At 68.3% G+C, this 20,159-nt stretch carries 18 protein-coding genes; 14 read left to right on the forward strand and 4 right to left on the reverse strand.

All coding sequences use genetic code 11. The features are described 5' to 3' along the window. The first annotated feature begins 56 nt into the window (after window positions 1-56). The 3 genes from ACZ4XJ_RS21440 (at window position 57) to ACZ4XJ_RS21450 (ending at window position 4,494) form a co-directional block, all read left to right on the forward strand. Window positions 57-758, forward strand: coding sequence for an HAD family hydrolase (locus ACZ4XJ_RS21440; protein ID WP_362882564.1), 702 nt, complete (start codon window positions 57-59; stop codon window positions 756-758). A gap of 479 nt (window positions 759-1,237) precedes the next feature. Next, a complete protein-coding gene (locus tag ACZ4XJ_RS21445) occupies window positions 1,238-2,839 on the forward strand; it encodes an ABC transporter substrate-binding protein (protein WP_362882562.1) in 1,602 nt (533 codons plus the stop codon). Between the two features lie 71 nt (window positions 2,840-2,910). Then, window positions 2,911-4,494, forward strand: coding sequence for an ABC transporter substrate-binding protein (locus tag ACZ4XJ_RS21450; RefSeq protein WP_362882560.1), 1,584 nt, complete (start codon window positions 2,911-2,913; stop codon window positions 4,492-4,494). Between the two features lie 79 nt (window positions 4,495-4,573). Here ACZ4XJ_RS21450 and ACZ4XJ_RS21455 read toward each other — a convergent pair whose 3' ends face one another. Next, the gene (locus ACZ4XJ_RS21455) at window positions 4,574-5,248 is read right to left on the reverse strand and encodes a response regulator transcription factor (RefSeq protein WP_362882559.1); all 675 of its coding nucleotides are present in this window, start codon (window positions 5,246-5,248) and stop codon (window positions 4,574-4,576) included. A 64-nt stretch (window positions 5,249-5,312) separates the two neighbouring features. Next, on the reverse strand, window positions 5,313-6,230 hold the full coding sequence (locus ACZ4XJ_RS21460) for a RecB family exonuclease (protein WP_468497042.1): 918 nt from the start codon (window positions 6,228-6,230) through the stop codon (window positions 5,313-5,315). 210 nt (window positions 6,231-6,440) lie between these two features. Between ACZ4XJ_RS21460 and ACZ4XJ_RS21465 the strand changes: the two genes are divergently transcribed. From ACZ4XJ_RS21465 to ACZ4XJ_RS21475, 3 genes are all read left to right on the forward strand, one after another. Continuing rightward, window positions 6,441-7,574, forward strand: a complete 1,134-nt coding sequence (locus tag ACZ4XJ_RS21465) for a site-2 protease family protein (protein ID WP_362882571.1) — start codon at window positions 6,441-6,443, stop codon at window positions 7,572-7,574. A gap of 18 nt (window positions 7,575-7,592) precedes the next feature. Continuing rightward, window positions 7,593-8,489, forward strand: coding sequence for a tRNA (adenine-N1)-methyltransferase (locus tag ACZ4XJ_RS21470; protein WP_468497043.1), 897 nt, complete (start codon window positions 7,593-7,595; stop codon window positions 8,487-8,489). 254 nt (window positions 8,490-8,743) lie between these two features. Further along, window positions 8,744-9,364, forward strand: coding sequence for a hypothetical protein (locus tag ACZ4XJ_RS21475; protein ID WP_468497044.1), 621 nt, complete (start codon window positions 8,744-8,746; stop codon window positions 9,362-9,364). 4 nt (window positions 9,365-9,368) lie between these two features. Here ACZ4XJ_RS21475 and ACZ4XJ_RS21480 read toward each other — a convergent pair whose 3' ends face one another. After that, window positions 9,369-9,689 carry a ferredoxin gene (locus tag ACZ4XJ_RS21480; protein ID WP_362882556.1) on the reverse strand — a complete coding sequence of 107 codons (321 nt, stop codon included), beginning with the start codon at window positions 9,687-9,689 and terminating at the stop codon, window positions 9,369-9,371. 264 nt (window positions 9,690-9,953) lie between these two features. Between ACZ4XJ_RS21480 and arc the strand changes: the two genes are divergently transcribed. The 6 genes from arc (at window position 9,954) to prcA (ending at window position 16,133) form a co-directional block, all read left to right on the forward strand. Beyond that, the gene (gene arc / locus ACZ4XJ_RS21485; protein ID WP_362882555.1) at window positions 9,954-11,720 is read left to right on the forward strand and encodes a proteasome ATPase; all 1,767 of its coding nucleotides are present in this window, start codon (window positions 9,954-9,956) and stop codon (window positions 11,718-11,720) included. Window positions 11,721-11,971: 251 nt separating this feature from the next. Continuing rightward, window positions 11,972-13,483: a depupylase/deamidase Dop gene (dop, locus tag ACZ4XJ_RS21490; RefSeq protein ID WP_362882554.1), complete on the forward strand. Its 1,512-nt coding sequence runs from the start codon at window positions 11,972-11,974 to the stop codon at window positions 13,481-13,483. A 199-nt stretch (window positions 13,484-13,682) separates the two neighbouring features. Continuing rightward, complete coding sequence (locus ACZ4XJ_RS21495) at window positions 13,683-13,895, forward strand: ubiquitin-like protein Pup (RefSeq protein ID WP_030233608.1); 213 nt, start codon at window positions 13,683-13,685, stop codon at window positions 13,893-13,895. A 402-nt stretch (window positions 13,896-14,297) separates the two neighbouring features. Further along, window positions 14,298-14,531, forward strand: coding sequence for an endonuclease VII domain-containing protein (locus tag ACZ4XJ_RS21500; protein ID WP_468497045.1), 234 nt, complete (start codon window positions 14,298-14,300; stop codon window positions 14,529-14,531). Beyond that, window positions 14,483-15,322, forward strand: a complete 840-nt coding sequence (gene prcB / locus ACZ4XJ_RS21505; RefSeq protein ID WP_468497046.1) for a proteasome subunit beta — start codon at window positions 14,483-14,485, stop codon at window positions 15,320-15,322. The genes ACZ4XJ_RS21500 and prcB overlap by 49 nt, the downstream gene beginning before the upstream one ends. Window positions 15,323-15,368: 46 nt before the next feature. After that, window positions 15,369-16,133, forward strand: a complete 765-nt coding sequence (gene prcA / locus ACZ4XJ_RS21510) for a proteasome subunit alpha (protein WP_468497047.1) — start codon at window positions 15,369-15,371, stop codon at window positions 16,131-16,133. A gap of 114 nt (window positions 16,134-16,247) precedes the next feature. Here prcA and ACZ4XJ_RS21515 read toward each other — a convergent pair whose 3' ends face one another. Next, the gene (locus ACZ4XJ_RS21515) at window positions 16,248-17,243 is read right to left on the reverse strand and encodes a LacI family DNA-binding transcriptional regulator (RefSeq protein WP_468497048.1); all 996 of its coding nucleotides are present in this window, start codon (window positions 17,241-17,243) and stop codon (window positions 16,248-16,250) included. Window positions 17,244-17,379: 136 nt separating this feature from the next. On the opposite strand from ACZ4XJ_RS21515, the gene ACZ4XJ_RS21520 reads away from it, so the two are divergent. Beyond that, window positions 17,380-18,672 carry an MFS transporter gene (locus tag ACZ4XJ_RS21520; RefSeq protein WP_362882549.1) on the forward strand — a complete coding sequence of 431 codons (1,293 nt, stop codon included), beginning with the start codon at window positions 17,380-17,382 and terminating at the stop codon, window positions 18,670-18,672. 58 nt (window positions 18,673-18,730) lie between these two features. Further along, window positions 18,731-20,092 (forward strand): Pup--protein ligase, encoded by a 1,362-nt coding sequence (gene pafA, locus ACZ4XJ_RS21525; protein WP_281206880.1) that lies wholly within the window; start codon window positions 18,731-18,733, stop codon window positions 20,090-20,092. Window positions 20,093-20,159: the final 67 nt, after the last annotated feature.

Here is a 20,159-nt window from a genome sequence, read left to right on the forward strand (position 1 = left end):
ACGTCCCCGCGGGCCGAGGTGACCGGCCTCATCGTCCCCTGAAAGAGGTGTGCGCATTGACCAGCACCGTTCCCGCCCCCGTCACCCGCACGGCCGACGGGCACGCCCTCCAGGCGGTGCTGCTGGACATGGACGGCACCCTCATCGACACCGAGGGGTTCTGGTGGGAGATCGAGGCCGAGATCTTCGGTGAACTCGGACACCGCCTCGACGAGGCCTGGCGCGACGTCGTCGTCGGCGGCCCCATGAGCCGCAGCGCCGCGTTCCTCATCGAGTCCACCGGCGCCAGCATCGACCTCGCCGAACTCAGCGTGCTCCTCAACGAGCGCTTCGAGGCGCGGATCGCCGGACAGGTCCCGCTGATGCCCGGAGCCGAGCGGCTGCTGGCCGAACTCGCCCGGAACAACATCCCCACCGCCCTCGTCTCCGCCTCGCACCGCCGCGTCATCGACCACGTCCTGCTCACCCTGGGCCGCGACCGGTTCACCATGACCGTCGCCGGGGACGAGGTGCCCCGCACCAAGCCGCACCCCGACCCGTACCTGCTCGCCGCGAGCGCCCTCGGCGCGCACCCCTCGCGGTGCGCCGTCATCGAGGACACCGCCACCGGCGTCGCCGCCGCCGAGGCCGCAGGCTGCCGGGTCGTGGCCATCCCGTCCGTCGGCCGGATCGAGCCGGCGCCCGGCCGGACGATCGTCCGCTCGCTGGAGGACGTCGACCTGACGTTCCTGCGCTCCCTCATCACTCCGATGAACTGAGCACGTACGCTCCGTACCGAACGGAATGAGGCAGGTCGGAGGTCCTGGCGGAGGATCTTCCGTCCCCGGCCCCGGAGGCCGAAATTCCATCCCTCAAGGAAGCGTTGTGCAGGGTGACCTTGGTCACCTGACAGCTGCCCGGCAGGCTCCCCGGCAGGCCCTGCGGCCTCCCCATGTGTCCGGATTGATCAGCTCCTGCCCCATCTGCGAACTCGCCCGCATGAGCTGTCAGTCCGCACCCATCACCGTGCGATTACGCCCCAACTCCTGCCAGTTCCAGCCATCCCGTCCCAGGCCACTAATGTCGACGCGGGCACTACGCCGCACCTCTGCCGTACCGAACACACACCCCTGTGACCGGTTCGCGCGTGGACCGATCGTCAAACACCGGCCCGATCGTTCCGCCCTGAACGGGCGACCGCCGCGCAGTGCCCTCTACGCCGCTTTGAGCAAGTGCCGGGTGAGGGAGTACTTCCAGAATGAACCGCAAGACCCTGGTGCTGACGGCCGCGGCCGGACTGCTCACCCCCACGCTCGCCGCCTGCGGCACAGCGACCGGAGGAGCGGGATCCGGAGCGATCGTCGTCGGCACCACCGACCGGTTCGAGGCTGCCGACTACGCCCCCGCCCCCTTCGACCCCGCCTACGCCTACGACGCCGGCGCCTGGAACATCCTGCGCCAGACCGTCCAGACGCTGATGCACACCCCCCGCGGCGGCGGCGAGCCCGTCCCCGAAGCAGCCTCCGACTGCCGCTTCACCGACACCGGCAACGAGAGCTACCGCTGCGTCCTGCGCCCCGGCCTGAAGTTCGCGAGCGGCGACCCCCTCACCGCCAAGGACGTCAAGTACTCCATCGACCGCGTCCTCGCGATCAAGGACGAGAACGGCCCCTCCTCGCTGCTCTCCACCCTCGACAACATCGAGACCAAGGGCACCGACACCGTCGTCTTCCACCTGAAGACCCCGGACGCGACGTTCCCGTACAAGCTCTCCACCCCCGCCGCGGGCATCGTCAACGCGAAGCAGTACGAGGCCAAGAAGCTCCGCCCCGGCTTCGCCGTCGACGGCTCCGGCCCCTACACGATGAAGGCCGAGGTCAAGGACAACCACCTCGTCCGCGCCGTCTTCACCAAGAACCCGAACTACAAGGGCGACATCAAGCTCCAGAACGACAAGGTCGAACTGCGCACCTTCGCCGACTCCGCCGCCATGGGCAAGTCCCTCACCGGCGGATCCATCGACGTCGTCTCCCGCACCCTGTCGCCCGCCCAGATCGCCGAGCTGTCGGCCAAGCCCCCCAAGGGCGTCAAGCTGGTCCCGATGCCCGGCCTGGAGATCCGCTACCTCGGCTTCAACACCGACGCCCCGGTCGTCAAGGACAAGGCCGTGCGCCAGGCGCTCGCCGCCGCCGTCGACCGCAACAACGTCATCTCCAAGGTCTACGGGAAGTCCGCTCAGCCCCTGTACTCGCTGGTCCCCACCACCGTCAACGGGCACGTCAACTCGTTCTTCAACAAGTACGGCGAGGCCAACACCCCCAAGGCCGCCGCCCTCCTGAAGGACGCCGGGATCAAGACCCCGGTCAAGCTGACGCTGAACTACACCACCGACCACTACGGCGACGGCACCACCGCCGAGTTCGAGGCCCTCAAGACCCAGCTCAACTCCACCGGGCTGTTCGACATCACCGTCCAGGGCGCCGAATGGACCGACTTCCGGCCCGCCCAGAAGAAGGGCGACTACCCCGCCTACGGGCTCGGCTGGTTCCCCGACTACCCGGACGCCGACAACTTCCTCGCCCCGTTCCTGGAGCAGGACAACTTCCTGGGCACGCCGTACGCGAACACCGCGGTGCGCACCAGGCTCATCCCCGACGCCCGGCGCGCGAGCGACCGTGACGTCGCCGTCCCCGCGATCACGGAGATGCAGGACATCGTGGCCGAGGACGTACCCGTCCTGCCCCTGTGGCAGGGCAAGCAGTACGTCGCCGCCCGCGACGGGATCACCGGAGCGGAGTGGTCCGTCAACGCCATCTCCGACCTCCAGCTGTGGGAACTCGGCCGAGGAATCAGCGGCTGAGACCGGCACCAACCGGCAGCGGGAGTCGCAGGCCGGCACAACGTTCAGACCAGACTGTGAAGGACTTTCGCGTGAACCGACGTAACCAGTGGTTGGCGGCCCCGCTCGGCGCAGCCACCGCCGCCGCGCTGCTCAGCGGTTGCGGTTCGACCGACGGATCCAATGCCGGCAGCGGCAAGGGCGTCGTCATGGGCATATCCGACAAGGTGAAGTCCACCGACCCCGCCGCCGGCTACGACCCGGGCTCCTGGCTGCTCTTCAACAACGTCTTCCAGTCGCTGCTGAGCTTCCCCAAGGGCGGCACCACGCCCGAGCCCGACGCCGCCCAGGCCTGCAACTTCGAGGGCGGCGACAGCAAGGTGTTCAAGTGCACCCTGCGCAGCGGTCTGAAGTTCAGCAACGGCAACAGCCTCACCTCGAAGGACGTCAAGTTCTCCTTCGAGCGCACCCTGAAGATCAACGACGCCAACGGCCCCGCCGTGATGCTCGCGTCGATCGGCTCCATCGAGGCCCCCGACGAGAAGACCATCGTCTTCCGCCTGAAGAACTCCGACGCGACCTTCCCCAGCAAGATCGCCTCCGGCGCGGGCGCCATCGTCGACAGCCGCGAGTACCCGGCCGACAAGCTCCGCGGCGACAACAAGGCCATCGGCTCCGGCGTCTACAAGCTCGACTCCTTCAGCGAGAAGAGCGCGAGCTTCTCCGTCAACGAGTCCTACAGCGGCAAGGCCAAGGCCAAGAACACCGGCGTCACGCTGAAGTTCTTCAACGGCGACCAGGCCGCCCTCAAGACCGTCCTGGAAAGCGGCGACGTCGACTTCGCCTTCCGCGGCCTCGCCGCCAAGGACATCGCCGGCCTCGCCGCCACCAAGACCGGCGACCAGAAGGTCGACGTCGTCCAGGGCACCGGCGCCGAAGTCGAGCACATGGTCTTCAACGTCAACGACCCCGTCGTCGGCAAGCTGCCCGTGCGCAAGGCCATCGCCTACCTCATCGACCGCGAAGCGCTCGTCAAGGACGTCTACGCGGGCACCGCCGTCCCGCTCTACTCGATCGTCCCCGCCGGCATCGCCGGACACACCACCCCCTTCTTCGACCGCTACGGCGGCACCCCCCAGCCCGAGAAGGCCAAGGCCGTCCTGAAGGCCGCGAACATCACCGGCAAGGTCAAGGTCACCCTCTACTCGACCCCCTCGCGCTACGGCCCCTCCACCGACCAGCAGTTCCAGGTCATCGCCAAGCAGCTCAACGACAGCGGCCTCTTCGACGCCGAGATGAAGTCCGTCGAGTACGAGCAGTACGAGAAGGACATCCAGGACGGCAAGTACGGCATCTACGTGAAGGGCTGGGTGCCCGACTACCCGGACGCCGACAACTTCACCCAGCCGTTCTTCGGCCCGGACAACGTCCTGCACAACAACTACGACAACAAGGAGATCAGCGGGACCATCATCCCGTCGACCTCCGCGAAGGCCGACCGCACCGCGGCCAACATGGACTACAACCGGCTCCAGGACATCGTCGCCGACGAGGTCCCGATCCTCCCGCTCTGGCAGGGCAAGCAGTACGCCGTCACCCGCCAGAACGTCACCGGCCTCCAGTGGTCCCTCGACGCCTCCACTGTCTTCCGCTTCTGGGAGATCAGCAAGGGCTGAGCCCCGCACACGACGACGGGCCGGCAGCCGCGCGGAGCGGCTGCCGGCCCGTCGTCGCGTCCGACGCCGCGGCGGGCGGCTACGGAGTCGCGCCCGGCCGTACCAGACCCGACTCGTACGCGTACACCGCCGCCTGCACCCGGTCGCGCAGCGCCAGCTTCGTGAGCACGTGACCCACGTGCGTCTTCACCGTCGTCTCGCTCACGAACAGGTCCGCCGCGATCTCCGCGTTCGACAGCCCGCGGGCCACCAACTTCAGCACCTCCACCTCGCGCTCCGTCAGCGTCCCCAGCGTGTCCGGCACGCTGTCCTCACCCGACGGCAGGTGCCCCGCGTACTTGTCCAACAACCGCCGCGTGATGCTCGGCGCCAGCATCGCCTCACCCGCCGCGACCACCCGGATCGCCTGCACCAGCTCCGTCGCCGGCGCGTCCTTCAACAGGAACCCGCTCGCCCCCGCCCGCAACGCCTCCACGACGTACTCGTCCAGATCGAACGTGGTCAGCACCAACACCTTCGCCGGCCCGTTCCGCTCCGGACCCGTGATCTGCCGCGTCGCCTCCACCCCGTCCATCCGCGGCATCCGGATGTCCATCAGCACCACGTCGGGCTGCAACGCCCGCACCTGGTCCAACGCCTGCAGACCGTCCCCGGCCTCGCCCACCACCACCAGTTCCCGCTCCGCCTCCAGGATCATCCGGAACCCGGTGCGCAACAGTGGCTGGTCGTCGACCAGCAGGACGCGGATGGCCACGGAGGTACCTCGAATTCGTCGGGCGGCTACGGCGGACGACGCCCATTCTGCCCTGACGGCAAGATCAGGATTCCGCCGGGCGATCCATCACGACCTCCACCGGCGGCCCCGCCGGCCTCGGCACCACCGTCAACGGATACACCGGGGGAGTGCCCCCGAACTCCGGACACACCGACCGATGATCACACCAGCCGCACAGCTTCGTCGGCCGCGGCCGCCACTCACCCGTCTCCGTGGCCTCCCGGATCGCCTCCCACAACGCGTGCAGCTTCCGCTCCACCCGCTCCAGATCCGCGACCACCGGATCGTAGGTGAGCACGTCCCCGCTGCCCAGATACACCAGCTGCAGCCGCCGCGGCACCACCTGCTTCAGCCGCCACACCACCAGCGCGTAGAACTTCATCTGGAACAACGCGCCCTCGGCGTACTCCGGCCGCGGCGCCTTCCCCGTCTTGTAGTCGACGATCCGCACCTCGCCCGACGGCGCCACGTCCACCCGGTCGATGATCCCCCGCAACCGAAGCCCCGACTCCAGCTCCGTCTCCACGAAGAACTCCCGCTCCACCGGCTCCAGCCGCGTCGGGTCCTCCAACGTGAACCAGCGCTCCACCAGCGCCTCGGCCTCCGTCAGCCAGCGCGCCAGTCCCGCCCCCTCGTCCCCCTCCGGGAACAGCTCCGCCAGCTCCGGCTTCGACTCCAGCAACCGGTCCCACTGTCCCGGAATCAACGCCTTCGCCCGCGGCGCCGTCCGCTCCTGCGCCGGATGATCGAACAACCGTTCCAGTACCGCGTGCACCAACGTCCCCCGCGTCGCCGCCGCACTCGGCTTCTCCGGCAACTTGTCGATCACCCGGAACCGGTACAACAACGGACACTGCATGAAATCGCCGGCCCGCGAGGGCGACAGGGAACTGGGCGGCACGGCGACCGGCGCCACGCCGACCTCGGAAGCACCTGGCACGGCACCGGGACTCGTCGTCATGCGTCAAACCCTACGGTCCACGGCCGACAGCACGCGCATACCATCGACGCCGAGCCTCCTCGCACTGCATGATCGGAGCATCACACCCCGCTACACCAGCACCTGAACCACACTGGAACCCCAAGCACCGAACGAAGGAAAGCCGTGGCAGACACCGACGAAACCGGCGAGCGCGCAGCCAAGCGCTCCGACCCGGGCGGCGGCATCCTCATGGGCCGCCCCTTCGGAGTGCCCGTCTACGTCTCCCCCAGCTGGTTCCTCGTCGCCGCCCTCATCACCTGGGTCTTCGGCGACCAGCTCGACCAGATCCTCCCCGACCTCGGACCCGTCCGCTACCTCGTCTCCCTCTTCTTCGCCGTCGCCTTCTACGCCTCCGTCCTCGTCCACGAACTCGCCCACACCCTCGCCGCACTCCGCTACAAACTCCCCGTGCGCCGCATCCAGCTCCAGTTCTTCGGCGGCGTCTCCGAGATCGAGAAGGAATCCGAAACACCCGGCCGCGAATTCGTCCTCGCCTTCGTCGGCCCCCTCCTCTCCCTCGCCCTCGCCGGCATCTTCTACCTCGGCATGAAGGCCGTCGACCCCGCCACCGTCCCCGGCGTCCTCCTCGCCGGCCTCATGATCTCCAACCTCCTCGTCGCCGCCTTCAACCTCCTCCCCGGCCTCCCCCTCGACGGCGGCCGCATGCTCCGCGCCGTCATCTGGGGCATCACCGGCAAACCCATGGCCGGCACCATCGCCGCCGCCTGGGTCGGACGCGGCCTCGCCGTCGCCGTCCTCCTCGGCCTCCCCCTCCTCACCCACACCGGCATCCTCGGCAACCGCACCGACGAGATCGGCGGCATGAACACCGTCATGGACGCGCTCCTCGCCGCGATCCTGGCCGCCATCATCTGGACCGGCGCCGGCAACAGCCTCCGCATGGCCCGCCTGCGCGAACACCTCCCCGAACTCCGCGCCCGCGCCCTCACCCGCCGCGCCATCCCCGTCGAGAACGCCACCCCCCTCTCCGAAGCCCTCCGCCGCGCCAACGCAGCCGGAGCCCGCGCCCTCGTGGTCGTCGACGGCCTCGGAGACCCCACCGCCATCGTCCGCGAAACCGCCATCGCCTCCGTACCCGAACACCGCCGCCCCTGGGTCGCCGTCAGCACCCTCGCCCAGGACCTCACCGACGGCATGAAGGTTTCCGCGGAACTCACCGGCGAAGAACTCCTCGACCACCTCCGCGCCAACCCCGCCACCGAATACCTCGTCCTCGAAACCGGCGGCACCATCTACGGCGTCCTGTCCGCCCTCGACGTCGAGAAGGCCTTCGTCAAGGCCATGGCGCGGCCCCAGTCCTGAAGCCAATACACTGGTCACATGTCCGAACCGACCGGTGCCGCCCGCCGACGCGGGCCCTTCGAGGTCGGGGACCAGGTTCAGCTCACCGACCCCAAGGGCCGCCACTACACGTTCACGCTCGAAGCCGGGAAGAATTTCCACACCCACAAGGGTTCCTTCCCGCACGACGAGCTGATCGGCGCCCCCGAGGGCAGCGTTGTCCGTACCACGGGCAACGTCGCATACCTCGCGCTGCGTCCCCTGCTCCCCGACTATGTCCTGTCCATGCCCCGCGGCGCCGCCGTGGTCTACCCCAAGGACGCGGGCCAGATCCTGGCCTTCGCCGACATCTTCCCCGGCGCCCGCGTCGTGGAAGCAGGAGTGGGCTCCGGCTCCCTGAGCAGCTTCCTGCTGCGCGCCATCGGCGACCAGGGCATGCTCCACAGCTACGAGCGCCGCGCGGACTTCGCCGAGATCGCCACCGCCAACGTCGAGCGCTACTTCGGCGGCCCCCACCCCGCGTGGCAGCTGACCGTCGGCGACCTCCAGGACAACCTGTCCGACACCGACGTCGACCGCGTCATCCTCGACATGCTCGCCCCCTGGGAATGCCTGGAGGTCGTCTCCAAGGCCCTCGTCCCCGGCGGCATCCTGTGCTGCTACGTGGCCACCACCACCCAGCTCTCGCGCACCGTCGAATCCATCCGCGAGTTCGGCTGCTACGCCGAACCGCAGCCCTGGGAATCGATGATCCGCAACTGGCACGTCGAAGGCCTCGCGGTCCGCCCCGACCACCGGATGATCGGCCACACCGGCTTCCTCGTCACCGCCCGCCGCCTCGCCGACGGCGTCGAACCCCCGATGCGCCGCCGCCGCCCCTCCAAGGGCGCCTACGGCGACGACTACGACGGCCCCGGCAGCGACCGCTCCGCATAACGGTCACCCCCGGCCCGGCCCACCCCACGGGCCCGCCCAACACCAAGGCGCTGCGGCGCAGTTCCCCCGAGCAAACGGGAACTGCGCCGCAGCGCCTTTTCGTTACCCACGAAGACCCACCCCGCGCCCCACCCCGCGCCCCGGCCCGAACCCGTCCGCAGGCTCGAACCCGTCCGGACCCGACCGTTTCACCCCCGTGTGACATGTGGCACGATGCTGGCTCCCCGTCACCCCTCGCACAGGAGACACCCCGCGTGCCGCACAGCCCCACCACGCCGGCGCCCACCCCACGAACCCCGGCGCACCACCGCGCCAGACCCGCCCACTGGGCCGCCACCGCCACCGTCATCGCCGCCGTCATAGCCGGCGCGGGCCTCCTCCAACCCGAACCCGCCGGCGGAGCCACCCCAGCACCCGGAACCCGCAACGGCCCACAAGCCGCCGCGGCCCCCGACCCCCGCGCCACCGCCCCCGACGCGCAGGCCGTCACCTACCCCCTCGACTGCAAAGGCGTACCCCGGACCGTCACCGACACCGCCCACGGCGACCTCGACGGCGACGGCCGCCCCGAAACCGTGGCCGCCGTCCGCTGCCAAGCCGGCTCCGGCACCCCGCCCCACGCCCTCTACGTCCTGATCCAGGACCCCGCACCCGGCTCCGCGCCCCGCGTCGTCGCCACCCTGCTCGACACCGACCGCCGACGCACCGCCATCGACCTCACCGTCCGCGACGGCGCCGTCACGGCCCGTCTCCTCGGCTACTCCTCACCGGACGTCCCACGCTCCAGCCCCGACCTCAACCAGCTCGCCAAGTGGCGCTGGACCACCGGGAAATTCCGCCAGGAGCTGACGGACTCGTCCGCCGGAAGTGTTTGAACCGTCACTCCGCGTCCGGACCGAAGACCTCGACCCTGTCCGAAACGCGCCTCACGTGGATGCAGTCACCCGGACATTCCTTCGCCGAATCGACCACGTCCTGGAGCAACGTCAACGGAACCGGAGTCGTCGCCCCCGCCTCCTGCAGCAGCTCGTCCTCGGGGCTCTTCACGTACGCCAGACCATCGATGTCCAGCTCGAACACCTCAGGTGCGTACTGCACGCAGATCCCGTCGCCGGTGCACAGGTCCTGATCGATCCAGACCTCCAGCGGCTGCCCGGCCCCGCCGACACCCTCCGCCGGGGCCTCCTGCTGCACGCTCATATCTCCTGCCGTTCCCTGCTCCGAGTGATCCACCCCGGCCACAACTCGAAGCAAGTCGCACGAGCCCTGACGGGTGTTGAACAGTTCGACCTTACAACCGGCTGCTTTCCGATGTTGATGGGTGGGTATTTCCTTGGCGTGAGGGAGTACGCAAGGGTGAAGATCGGACACACCTCTACCGTCTTTGTGATCTAGGGGTTTCAATCACCACCAGCCCAGGTAGGGTCAGGAAGCGTCCAGCTCCCCTTGGAGGAGGTGAGGACCGTGGCAGCCCACGACGACGACATCAACCGCGGCATCCGGCCCGGGCGAGGGTCTGAGGACCCCGCCGGCCAGGTTGCCTATCTCGAGCAGGAAATCGCCGTCCTGCGACGTAAGCTCGCCGACTCTCCGCGGCACGCGAGGATTCTCGAAGAGCGGATCGTCGAGCTCCAGACAAATCTGGCAGGCGTCTCCGCGCAGAACGAACGACTCGCGAATACCCTCCGCGAGGCCCGCGACCAGATCGTGGCCCTCAAGGAGGAAGTCGACCGGCTCGCACAACCGCCGGCCGGCTTCGGTGTCTTCCTCCAGGCGAACGAGGACGGCACCGTCGACATCTTCACCGGCGGCCGCAAGCTCCGCGTGAACGTGAGCCCCAGCGTCGAACCGGAAGGCCTCCGGCGCGGCCAGGAGGTCATGCTCAACGAAGCGCTCAACGTGGTCGAAGCCATGGAATACGAGCGAGCCGGGGACATCGTCACCCTCAAGGAAATCCTCGAGGACGGCGAGCGCGCCCTGGTGGTCGGGCACACCGACGAGGAAAGGGTGGTGAGGCTCGCCGAGCCGCTCCTGGACGTCACCATCCGCCCCGGCGACTCCCTGCTGCTCGAACCCCGCTCCGGCTACGTCTACGAGATCGTCCCCAAGAGCGAGGTCGAAGACCTCACCCTCGAAGAGGTCCCGGACATCGACTACGAGAAGATCGGCGGCCTGGGCGACCAGATCGAGCTGATCCGCGACGCCGTCGAGCTCCCCTACCTCTACCCCGACCTCTTCAAGGAGCACGAACTCCGGCCCCCGAAGGGCATCCTGCTCTACGGCCCCCCCGGCTGCGGCAAGACGCTCATCGCCAAGGCCGTGGCCAACTCCCTTGCCAAGAAGGTCGCCGAGGTGACCGGCCAGCCCGCCGGGAAGTCCTACTTCCTGAACATCAAGGGCCCCGAACTCCTCAACAAGTACGTCGGCGAGACCGAGCGGCACATCCGCCTCGTCTTCCAACGCGCCAGGGAAAAGGCCAGCGAGGGCACCCCCGTCATCGTCTTCTTCGACGAGATGGAATCCCTCTTCCGCACCCGCGGATCCGGCGTCAGCTCGGACGTGGAGAACACCATCGTCCCCCAGCTGCTCGCCGAGATCGACGGCGTGGAAGGCCTGGAGAACGTCATCGTCATCGGCGCCTCCAACCGCGAGGACATGATCGACCCGGCCATCCTGCGCCCCGGCCGGCTCGACGTGAAGATCAAGATCGAGCGCCCCGGCGCCGAGGCGGCCAAGGACATCTTCGCCAAGTACCTCAAGGCCACCCTCCCCCTGCACACGGACGACCTGTCCGAACACCAGGGCTCCACGGCCGAAACCGTCCACAGCATGATCCAGACCGTCGTCGAGCAGATGTACGCCGAAACCGAGGAGAACCGCTTCCTCGAGGTCACGTACGCCAACGGCGACAAGGAAGTCCTCTACTTCAAGGACTTCAACTCCGGCGCGATGATCCAGAACATCGTCGACCGTGCGAAGAAGATGGCCATCAAGGCCTTCCTCGAACAGAACCAGAGGGGCCTGCGCGTCTCCCACCTCCTCCAGGCATGCGTGGACGAGTTCAAGGAGAACGAGGACCTGCCCAACACCACCAACCCCGACGACTGGGCCCGAATCTCCGGCAAGAAGGGCGAGCGGATCGTATTCATCCGCACACTCGTCACCGGAAAGCAAGGCGCGGACACAGGACGCTCCATCGACACGGTGGCGAATACCGGTCAGTACCTCTGACAAAAAGGGGCGGCTGCGGGTGCCCTCACCGGGCATCCGCAGCCGCCCGTTTTACCGCCTGCCCTTTTCGGCCGGTGACAAGGCAAACTCAATGACTGAAATGATCTCCCCACCAGCGCGCAGTGGTTCTAGGCTCTTCCGTACCGCCGGTCGCGCAGTGCGGGGACGGGCACCGCACACGACGCACCGGAGCACCAGCGGTACTTGAGCGCCGCTCCCGAACGGGAGCGCCGCCGGGCAAGGAGGGCCGCATGACCGTACGGCGAGTAATGGGGATCGAGACGGAGTACGGGATCTCCGTTCCGGGACACCCGAACGCCAATGCCATGCTCACCTCGTCCCAGATCGTCAACGCCTACGCGGCGGCGATGCACCGGGCGCGACGCGCCCGCTGGGACTTCGAGGAGGAGAATCCGCTGCGGGACGCCCGCGGCTTCGACCTCGCCCGCGAGGCCGCCGACAACAGCCAGCTGACCGACGAGGACATCGGCCTCGCCAACGTCATCCTCACCAACGGCGCACGGCTCTACGTCGACCACGCGCACCCCGAATACAGCTCACCGGAGATCACCAACCCGCTCGACGCCGTGCTCTGGGACAAAGCCGGCGAACGGATCATGGCCGAAGCCGCCGAACGAGCAGCACAGCTGCCCGGCGCCCAGCCGATCCACCTCTACAAGAACAACACCGACAACAAGGGCGCCTCCTACGGCACGCACGAGAACTACCTGATGAAGCGGGAAACCCCCTTCTCGGAGATCGTGCGCCACCTGACCCCCTTCTTCGTCTCCCGCCAGGTCGTCACCGGCGCCGGCCGCGTCGGCATCGGCCAGGACGGCCGCGAACACGGCTTCCAGATCAGCCAGCGCGCCGACTACTTCGAGGTCGAGGTCGGCCTGGAGACCACCCTCAAGCGCCCCATCATCAACACCCGCGACGAACCCCACTCGGACGCCGAGAAGTACCGCCGCCTCCACGTGATCATCGGCGACGCCAACCTCTCCGAGATCTCCACCTACCTCAAACTCGGCACGACCGCGCTCGTCCTCTCCATGATCGAAGACGGGTTCATCAACGTCGACCTCGCCGTCGACCAGCCCGTCCGCACCCTGCACCACGTCTCCCATGACCCCGACCTCCAGCAGCTCATCACGCTGCGCAGCGGCCGCACCCTGACCGCCGTACAACTCCAGATGGAGTACTTCGAGCTGGCCAGGAAGTACGTGGAGGAGCGGTTCGGCTCCGACGCGGACGACCAGACCAAGGACGTCCTCGCCCGGTGGGAGGACGTGCTGGGTCGGCTGGAGACCGACCCGATGAGCCTGTCGGGGGAGCTGGACTGGATCGCGAAACGGGAGATCCTGGAGGGCTACCGCAGGCGCGACGGGCTGGAGTGGGACGCGGCCCGGCTGCACCTCGTCGACCTGCAGTACTCCGACGTACGGCCCGAGAAGGGCCTCTACAACCGCCTGGTCGCCCGCGGCAAGATGAAGCGGCTCCTGGACGAGCCGGCCGTCGAGCGGGCCGAGAGCAAGCCCCCGGAGGACACCCGGGCCTACTTCCGGGGCCGGTGCCTGGAGCAGTACGCGGACGACGTGGCCGCCGCCTCCTGGGACTCGGTGATCTTCGACCTCCCGGGCCGCGACTCCCTCCAGCGGGTCCCGACCCTGGAACCCCTCCGGGGGACCCGCAACCACGTCAAGGAGCTCCTGGACCGGTGCCGTACGGCCGAGGACCTGGTGCGGGTGCTTTCGGGGCAGTGAAGCGCGCCGAGGGGGCCTGAAATGGCCCCCGGCCGGGAATCATGAAGGAAAGCCGGACGTTGTTCCGGACCACTTGGACAACTACGGGGACGAATTCCGGACCCGCCTTGTAGGGTCCGGCGTAGGGTCTGATCTTGAGAGATCCCGAATCCCGGGGTCTCTCCACGTGAGCGTGCGAACCGAGCGGGGTGAGGTAGTCATGGCGACCAAGGACACCGGCGGCGGACAGCAGAAGGCGACGCGCTCGACCGAGGAGGTCGAGGAGGCCGCGGTCGAGGAATCGACCGACCTCAAGGAGCGCCAGGAAAAGCTCTCCGACGACGTCGACTCCGTACTTGACGAGATTGACGATGTGCTCGAGGAAAATGCCGAGGACTTCGTTCGGAGTTTCGTACAAAAAGGCGGCGAGTAGCCTTCGAATCCAAGGCGGTTCCGCGACTCTCGGTACGTGTCCAACGGAACCAAATGGTGTCGCGGCTGTGACCGTGACGTGCCCCTGAACGGCTTTGCCGCGGACCGTAACCGCGGCGACGGGCTTCAGCCCAGGTGCCGGGAGTGCGTGGCCGCTTACAGCGCTGCGCACTACCGTCGCCGGCAAGCGGCCTTGGGGAAGGTCGTGAAGGAGAGAGTGGAAGTGCCACCGGGGTGGAAGCTCTGCCGTCAGTGTGGTGAGAGCAAGCCGCACAGTGACTGGCACAGGAACGGAACGGCCTCGGATGGCTTGTCGACGCGTTGCAAGGCGTGCAGGGCCATCCAGGGGCGAGCAGGCCACCTCAAGCGGTCCTACGGCATGACCGAGGCCCAACGTGACGAAATGATCGCAGCTCAGGGCGGCCTCTGCCTCATCTGCCTCAAGGCCCCGGCCGTACATGTGGATCATTGCCACTCGACGGGTAGGGTCCGAGGCGTACTGTGCTTCAACTGCAACACGGCCATCGGCAAGTTGGGTGACGATCCCGACGCTGCTCGTCGGGTCGTCTCATACTTGGAGGGACACGAGTGGAAGCCAACAATCGTGGCACAGGGCGTCTACCGGCGGCCTTCCTGACGCCGGGGTCGTCGTCCTTCATGGACTTCCTGGGCGCGCACTCGCCCGACATGCTGCCGGGGAACCGCAAGCTCCCCGATGGTGTCGTCGAGGCGCCGCACGGGACGACCATCGTGGCCACCACCTTCCCCGGCGGGGTCGTCCTCGCCGGTGACCGGCGGGCGACGATGGGGAACATGATCGCGCAGCGGGACATCGAGAAGGTGTTCCCGGCCGACGAGTACTCCGCGGTGGGCATCGCCGGTACGGCCGGCCTGGCCGTGGAGATGGTCAAGCTGTTCCAGCTGGAGCTGGAGCACTTCGAGAAGGTGGAGGGGACGACCCTCTCGCTGGAGGGCAAGGCCAACCGGCTGTCCACCATGATCCGGAGCAATCTGGGCATGGCGATGCAGGGGCTGGCAGTCGTTCCGCTGTTCGCGGGGTACGACGAGGCCAAGGAGAAGGGTCGGATCTTCTCCTACGACGTGACCGGCGGTCGCTCCGAGGAGCACGGTTACGCCGCCACCGGTTCGGGCTCGATCTTCGCCCGCGGTTCCATGAAGAAGCTCTACCGTCCGGACCTGACGGAGGAGCAGGCCACCACGCTGGTCGTGCAGGCGCTGTACGACGCCGCCGACGACGACTCGGCGACCGGTGGGCCGGACCTGTACCGCCACATCTACCCGATCGTCACCGTCATCACGGACGAGGGGTTCCGCAGGTTGACCGACGCCCAGTCGCAGGAACTGGCCCGTACGGTCACCAACCGTCGGCTGGAGCAGCCCGACGGCCCGCGCGCCGCCCTGCTCTGACCATCCGTCGCCCCGTAGGAGCCCAGAAGAAAGGGACGGACAGCCGGTGTCGACTCCGTTCTATGTGTCACCCCAGCAGGCCATGGCCGACCGGGCGGAATACGCCCGGAAGGGCATCGCCCGCGGTCGCAGCCTTGTCGTGCTGCAGTACGCCGACGGCATCGTGTTCGTCGGTGAGAATCCGTCCCGTGCGCTGCACAAGTTCAGCGAGATCTACGACCGGATCGGTTTCGCGGCCGCCGGTAAGTACAACGAGTACGAGAACCTGCGGATCGGTGGTGTGCGGTACGCGGATCTGCGCGGGTACACCTATGACCGTGACGATGTGACGGCCCGTGGGCTGGCGAACGTGTACGCGCAGACGCTCGGCACGATCTTCTCGAGTGCGGGTGAGAAGCCGTACGAGGTGGAGTTGGTCGTCGCGGAGGTGGGTGCGACGGCGGCGGGGGACCAGATCTACCGGTTGCCGCATGACGGTTCGATCGTGGACGAGCACGGTTCGGTCGCGGTCGGTGGCAATGCCGAGCAGATCAGTACGTTCCTCGATCAGCGGCATCGGGACGCGATGACGTTGTCGGAGGCGTTGAAGCTGGCGGTGCAGGCGTTGTCGAGTCAGGCGAACGGTGCCGACAAGGCGATTCCGGCGGAGCGGCTGGAGGTCGCGGTGCTGGACCGGACGCGTGCGCAGCAGCGGAAGTTCAAGCGGATCCGTGGTCGGCAGTTGGCGCGGTTGCTGGAGGCTGATGTTCCGGCGGCGGCGCAGGCGGATGCGGTGTCGAACGACGAGGGGCCGGAGGAGGACGCCGAGTAGGGCGTTCGAGTCGGCTCGGTGGTGCGTGAGCCCCGGTGTGCCCGTGAGGGTGTGCCGGGGCTTCGTCGTGTTCCGGGCTTCGTCGTGTCCCCGGGCTTCGTCGTGTTGCGGGTCTCAGGGGGTGGGGACGGGGCCGGTGGAGTCGCGGACGACGAGGTGGACGGGGAGGTCGGGGGCGGTCCAGGGGGTGCCGTCGAGGACGGCGAGGAGGGCGGTCATGCCGTGTTCTCCGACGTGTTCGGCGGGGAGGGCGACGGTGGTGAGTTCGGGTTCGACGGCGGTGGCGAGGGCGAGGTCGTCGAAGCCGGTGATGGAGAGGTCCTCGGGGATGCGCAGGCCGAGGCGGCGGGCGGCCTTGCAGGCGCCGGCGGCGAGGATGTCGTCGTCGCAGACGATGGCGGTGGGGCGGGGGCCGGGACCGGCGAGAGCGGTTTCGACGGCGCGGCGGCCGCTGTCGACGGTGAGGGGGGCTCTGGTGGTGCGGAGTTCGGCGGTGGGGGTGAGGAGGTCGGCGAGGGCTCGGGCGCGGATGTGGAAGGTCCAGGAGTCGACGGCGGAGGCGAGGTGGAGGAAGCGGCGGTGGCCGTGGTGGAGGAGGTGGTCGGCGATCTGGCGCATGCCGTCGGCCATGGCGAGGTTGACGTGGGCGGCGGCGGGGGAGGCGGGGTCGCTGTCGAGCATGACGAGGGGGAGGTCGTCGCCGCCGATGGCGTCGAGGGCGGCGGCGGCCATGGAGGAGGCGATGACTCCGTCGAGGGCGGCGCGGGCGGAGGCGAAGGGGTCGCGGGCGGGGCCGGTGCCGTCGGGGGAGGGGTAGAGGACGACGCCGAAGCCGTGTTCGGCGGCGATGCGGGCGGCGCCGGTGTAGACGCGGGCGAAGAATTCGTTGGTGAGGGCGGGGACGACGAGGAGGGCGGTGCGGGTGCTGCCGAGGCGGAGGTTGCGGGCGGCGAGGTTGGGGCGGTAGCCGAGGGCGGTGGCGGTTTCGCGGACGAGTGCGGCGGTGCGTTCGGAGACGCGGCCGCGCCATTTGTCGCCGAGGACGAGGGAGACGGTGGCCTGGGAGACCCCGGCGGCGCCGGCGACGTCGCGGCTGGTGGGTCTCGTCACAGGTGGCTCCTGAAGGGCGAGGTGGGAGGGGGTGCGGGGGTCCGTGGGGTGGACCGGGTGACTGCGGCCATGGTACGTATGACCTCGTCAAGTTATACGTATTACTCCGGCGGGGTCCGGGCAGAAGGGGGCGGACATGGCCGCGGGTTACGTGGAGCTGCTCAGGACCCGGCACGCCGCGAGGTTGTTGGTGGGCACGTTGGTGGGGCGGTTGCCGAACGGCATCGCCTCGATCGCGCTGGTGATGTTCGTGCGGGCGGAGGGCGGCAGCTACAGCCTGGCGGGGGCGTTGGCGGCGGCGTACGGGGTGGCGAACGCCGTCGGTCAGCCGTTGCTGGGTCGGGCGGTGGACCTGTACGGGCAGCCGCGGGTGCAGCTGCCGGCGGCGGTGCTGTCGGCGCTGGGCATGGTGTGGCTGGCTTTCGCGGGGATCGGGACGGCGGCCGTGGCGTACGCGGCGGTGGTGGTGGCGGGGTTGTTCACGCCGCCGCTGGAGGGTGGTCTGCGGGCCCTGTGGCCGAGTGTGCTCGGTGGCAAGGAGGAGCGGGTGCACGCCGCGTACGCGATGGACGCGGTGGCACAGGAGGTGATGTTCACGGTCGGGCCGTTGCTGGTGACGGTGTTCGTCTCGTTGTGGTCGCCGGCGGTGGCGTTGGTGGCCCTGAACGTCCTGGGTGTGCTGGGTGCGCTGTCGGTGGTGGTGTCGGAGCCGTCGCGTGCGTGGCGTTCGGCGCCGCGGGAGGCGCACTGGTTGGGCGCGTTGCGTTCGCGGGGTCTGTTGGCGTTGTTGGGCGCGTTCTTCTTCGTGGGTACGGCGTTGGGGTCGATCACGGTGGCGGCGATCGCCTATTCGGACGAGCACGGTGGCGCGGCGGTGTACGGCTGGATGATGGCGGCGCTGGGTCTGGGCGCGTTGGTGGGTGGGGTGACCTATGGCGCGCGGCAGTGGCCGGGGGCTCCGGAGCGGCGGTTGCAGCTGTTGGTGGCGTTGTTGGCCGTGTGTTACCTGCCGCTGATGTTGACGGTGGGGCCGGTGGCGATGACGGCGTTGTCGGCGTTGGCGGGTGTGTTCCTGGCGCCGGCGATCGCGTGTGCGTTCATCGTGGTGGACCGGCATGCTCCGGTGGGCACGGTGACGGAGGCGTTCTCGTGGTTGGTGACGTTCTTCGGGGTGGGTGCGGCGATGGGTACGGCGGCGGCCGGTCCGGCGGTGGAGTCGGGTGGGATCACGGCCGGTTTCGCGGTGGCGGGTGGCGCGGGGTTCGCGGCGTTGTTGGTGTTGACGGCCACTCAGCGGGTGCTGGGGTCGCCCGGGCGCGGTCGTGCGGGTGTGGTGGTGGTGTCGTCGGAGGGGGTCGGCGGGGGTGTCGTGGAGGGGTCCGAGGGGGCTCCTGCCGGGGGTCCGTCGGAGCCGTTCGTGAAAAACTGATCGGAACGCCGCTCTCGAACCCGGTTTCAGAAGAGGGCAGAAGGCGTAATGTTCAGTCATGGACCGCCGCATTTTCGGGCTGGAGAACGAGTACGGCGTCACGTGCACGTTCAGGGGACAGCGCCGACTGTCTCCTGACGAAGTGGCGCGCTACCTCTTCCGCCGTGTTGTGTCATGGGGCCGCAGTAGCAATGTCTTCCTGCGGAACGGCGCCCGTCTGTACCTCGACGTGGGTTCGCATCCGGAATATGCAACACCGGAATGCGACAACCTGATCGAACTGGTCACGCACGACAAGGCAGGCGAGCGCATTCTCGAAGGCCTGCTCGTCGACGCTGAACGTCGCCTGCACGAGGAGGGAATCGCGGGCGACGTCTACCTCTTCAAGAACAACACCGACTCGGCGGGCAATTCGTACGGTTGCCACGAGAACTACCTGGTGGCCCGGCACGGGGAATTCTCCCGCCTGGCGGACATCCTGATTCCGTTCCTCGTCACGCGTCAGCTGATCTGTGGTGCGGGCAAGGTGCTGCAGACTCCTCGGGGCGCGGTGTACTGCGTCAGTCAGCGGGCCGAGCACATCTGGGAGGGTGTCAGTTCCGCCACCACCCGTTCCCGGCCGATCATCAACACCCGTGACGAGCCGCACGCGGATGCCGAGCGTTATCGGCGTCTGCACGTGATCGTCGGGGACTCGAACATGTCCGAGACGACGATGCTCCTCAAGGTCGGTGCCACCGACCTGGTGCTGCGCATGATCGAGGCGGGCACCGTGATGCGGGACCTGACCCTGGAGAACCCGATCCGGGCGATCCGTGAGGTCAGTCATGACATCACCGGTCAGCGCAAGGTGCGGCTGGCGAGTGGTCGGGAGGCTTCGGCGCTGGAGATCCAGCGGGAGTACTACGAGAAGGCGCTGGACTTCGCGGAGCGTCGTGGGATCCGTACCGGGGTCGTGGAGCAGGTCCTGGAGCTGTGGGGTCGTACGCTCGACGCGATCGACGCGGAGGACCTGGATCGGATCGGGACGGAGATCGACTGGGTGATGAAGTACCAGTTGATCGAGCGGTACCGGGCCAAGCACAACATGACCATGTCGAATCCGAGGGTCGCGCAGATAGACCTCGCCTACCACGACATCCATCGGCGGCGGGGTCTGTACTACCTGCTGGAGCGCAAGGGGCAGGCGGCGCGGATCTGCAACGACCTGAAGATCTTCGAGGGCAAGTCGGTGCCTCCGCAGACGACTCGGGCGAGGTTGCGCGGTGACTTCATCCGTCGGGCGCAGGAGCAGCGGCGTGATTTCACGGTCGACTGGGTGCACCTGAAGCTCAATGACCAGGCGCAGCGCACGGTGCTGTGCAAGGACCCGTTCCGTTCGGTCGATGACCGGGTGGAGAAGCTGATCGCCGGGATGTAGCAGAAGTAAAGTGCGACATCTCACTGATCTTGGCCAGGGCCCCGTACGGATCTCGTACGGGGCCCTC

It is taken from the genome of Streptomyces sp. NPDC029836 (assembly GCF_055574495.1).

Coding starts and splice junctions, on each gene's coding strand:
- ACZ4XJ_RS21480 (WP_362882556.1), bottom strand. CDS start 9,689: ATGAGCGTGCAGCAGGAGGCCCCGGCGGAGGGTGTCGGCGGGGCCGGG.
- dop (WP_362882554.1), top strand. CDS start 11,972: ATGACCGTACGGCGAGTAATGGGGATCGAGACGGAGTACGGGATCTCC.
- pafA (WP_281206880.1), top strand. CDS start 18,731: ATGGACCGCCGCATTTTCGGGCTGGAGAACGAGTACGGCGTCACGTGC.
- ACZ4XJ_RS21500 (WP_468497045.1), top strand. CDS start 14,298: ATGATCGCAGCTCAGGGCGGCCTCTGCCTCATCTGCCTCAAGGCCCCG.
- ACZ4XJ_RS21520 (WP_362882549.1), top strand. CDS start 17,380: ATGGCCGCGGGTTACGTGGAGCTGCTCAGGACCCGGCACGCCGCGAGG.
- ACZ4XJ_RS21460 (WP_468497042.1), bottom strand. CDS start 6,230: ATGACGACGAGTCCCGGTGCCGTGCCAGGTGCTTCCGAGGTCGGCGTG.
- ACZ4XJ_RS21445 (WP_362882562.1), top strand. CDS start 1,238: ATGAACCGCAAGACCCTGGTGCTGACGGCCGCGGCCGGACTGCTCACC.
- ACZ4XJ_RS21495 (WP_030233608.1), top strand. CDS start 13,683: ATGGCGACCAAGGACACCGGCGGCGGACAGCAGAAGGCGACGCGCTCG.
- ACZ4XJ_RS21470 (WP_468497043.1), top strand. CDS start 7,593: ATGTCCGAACCGACCGGTGCCGCCCGCCGACGCGGGCCCTTCGAGGTC.
- ACZ4XJ_RS21465 (WP_362882571.1), top strand. CDS start 6,441: ATGGGCCGCCCCTTCGGAGTGCCCGTCTACGTCTCCCCCAGCTGGTTC.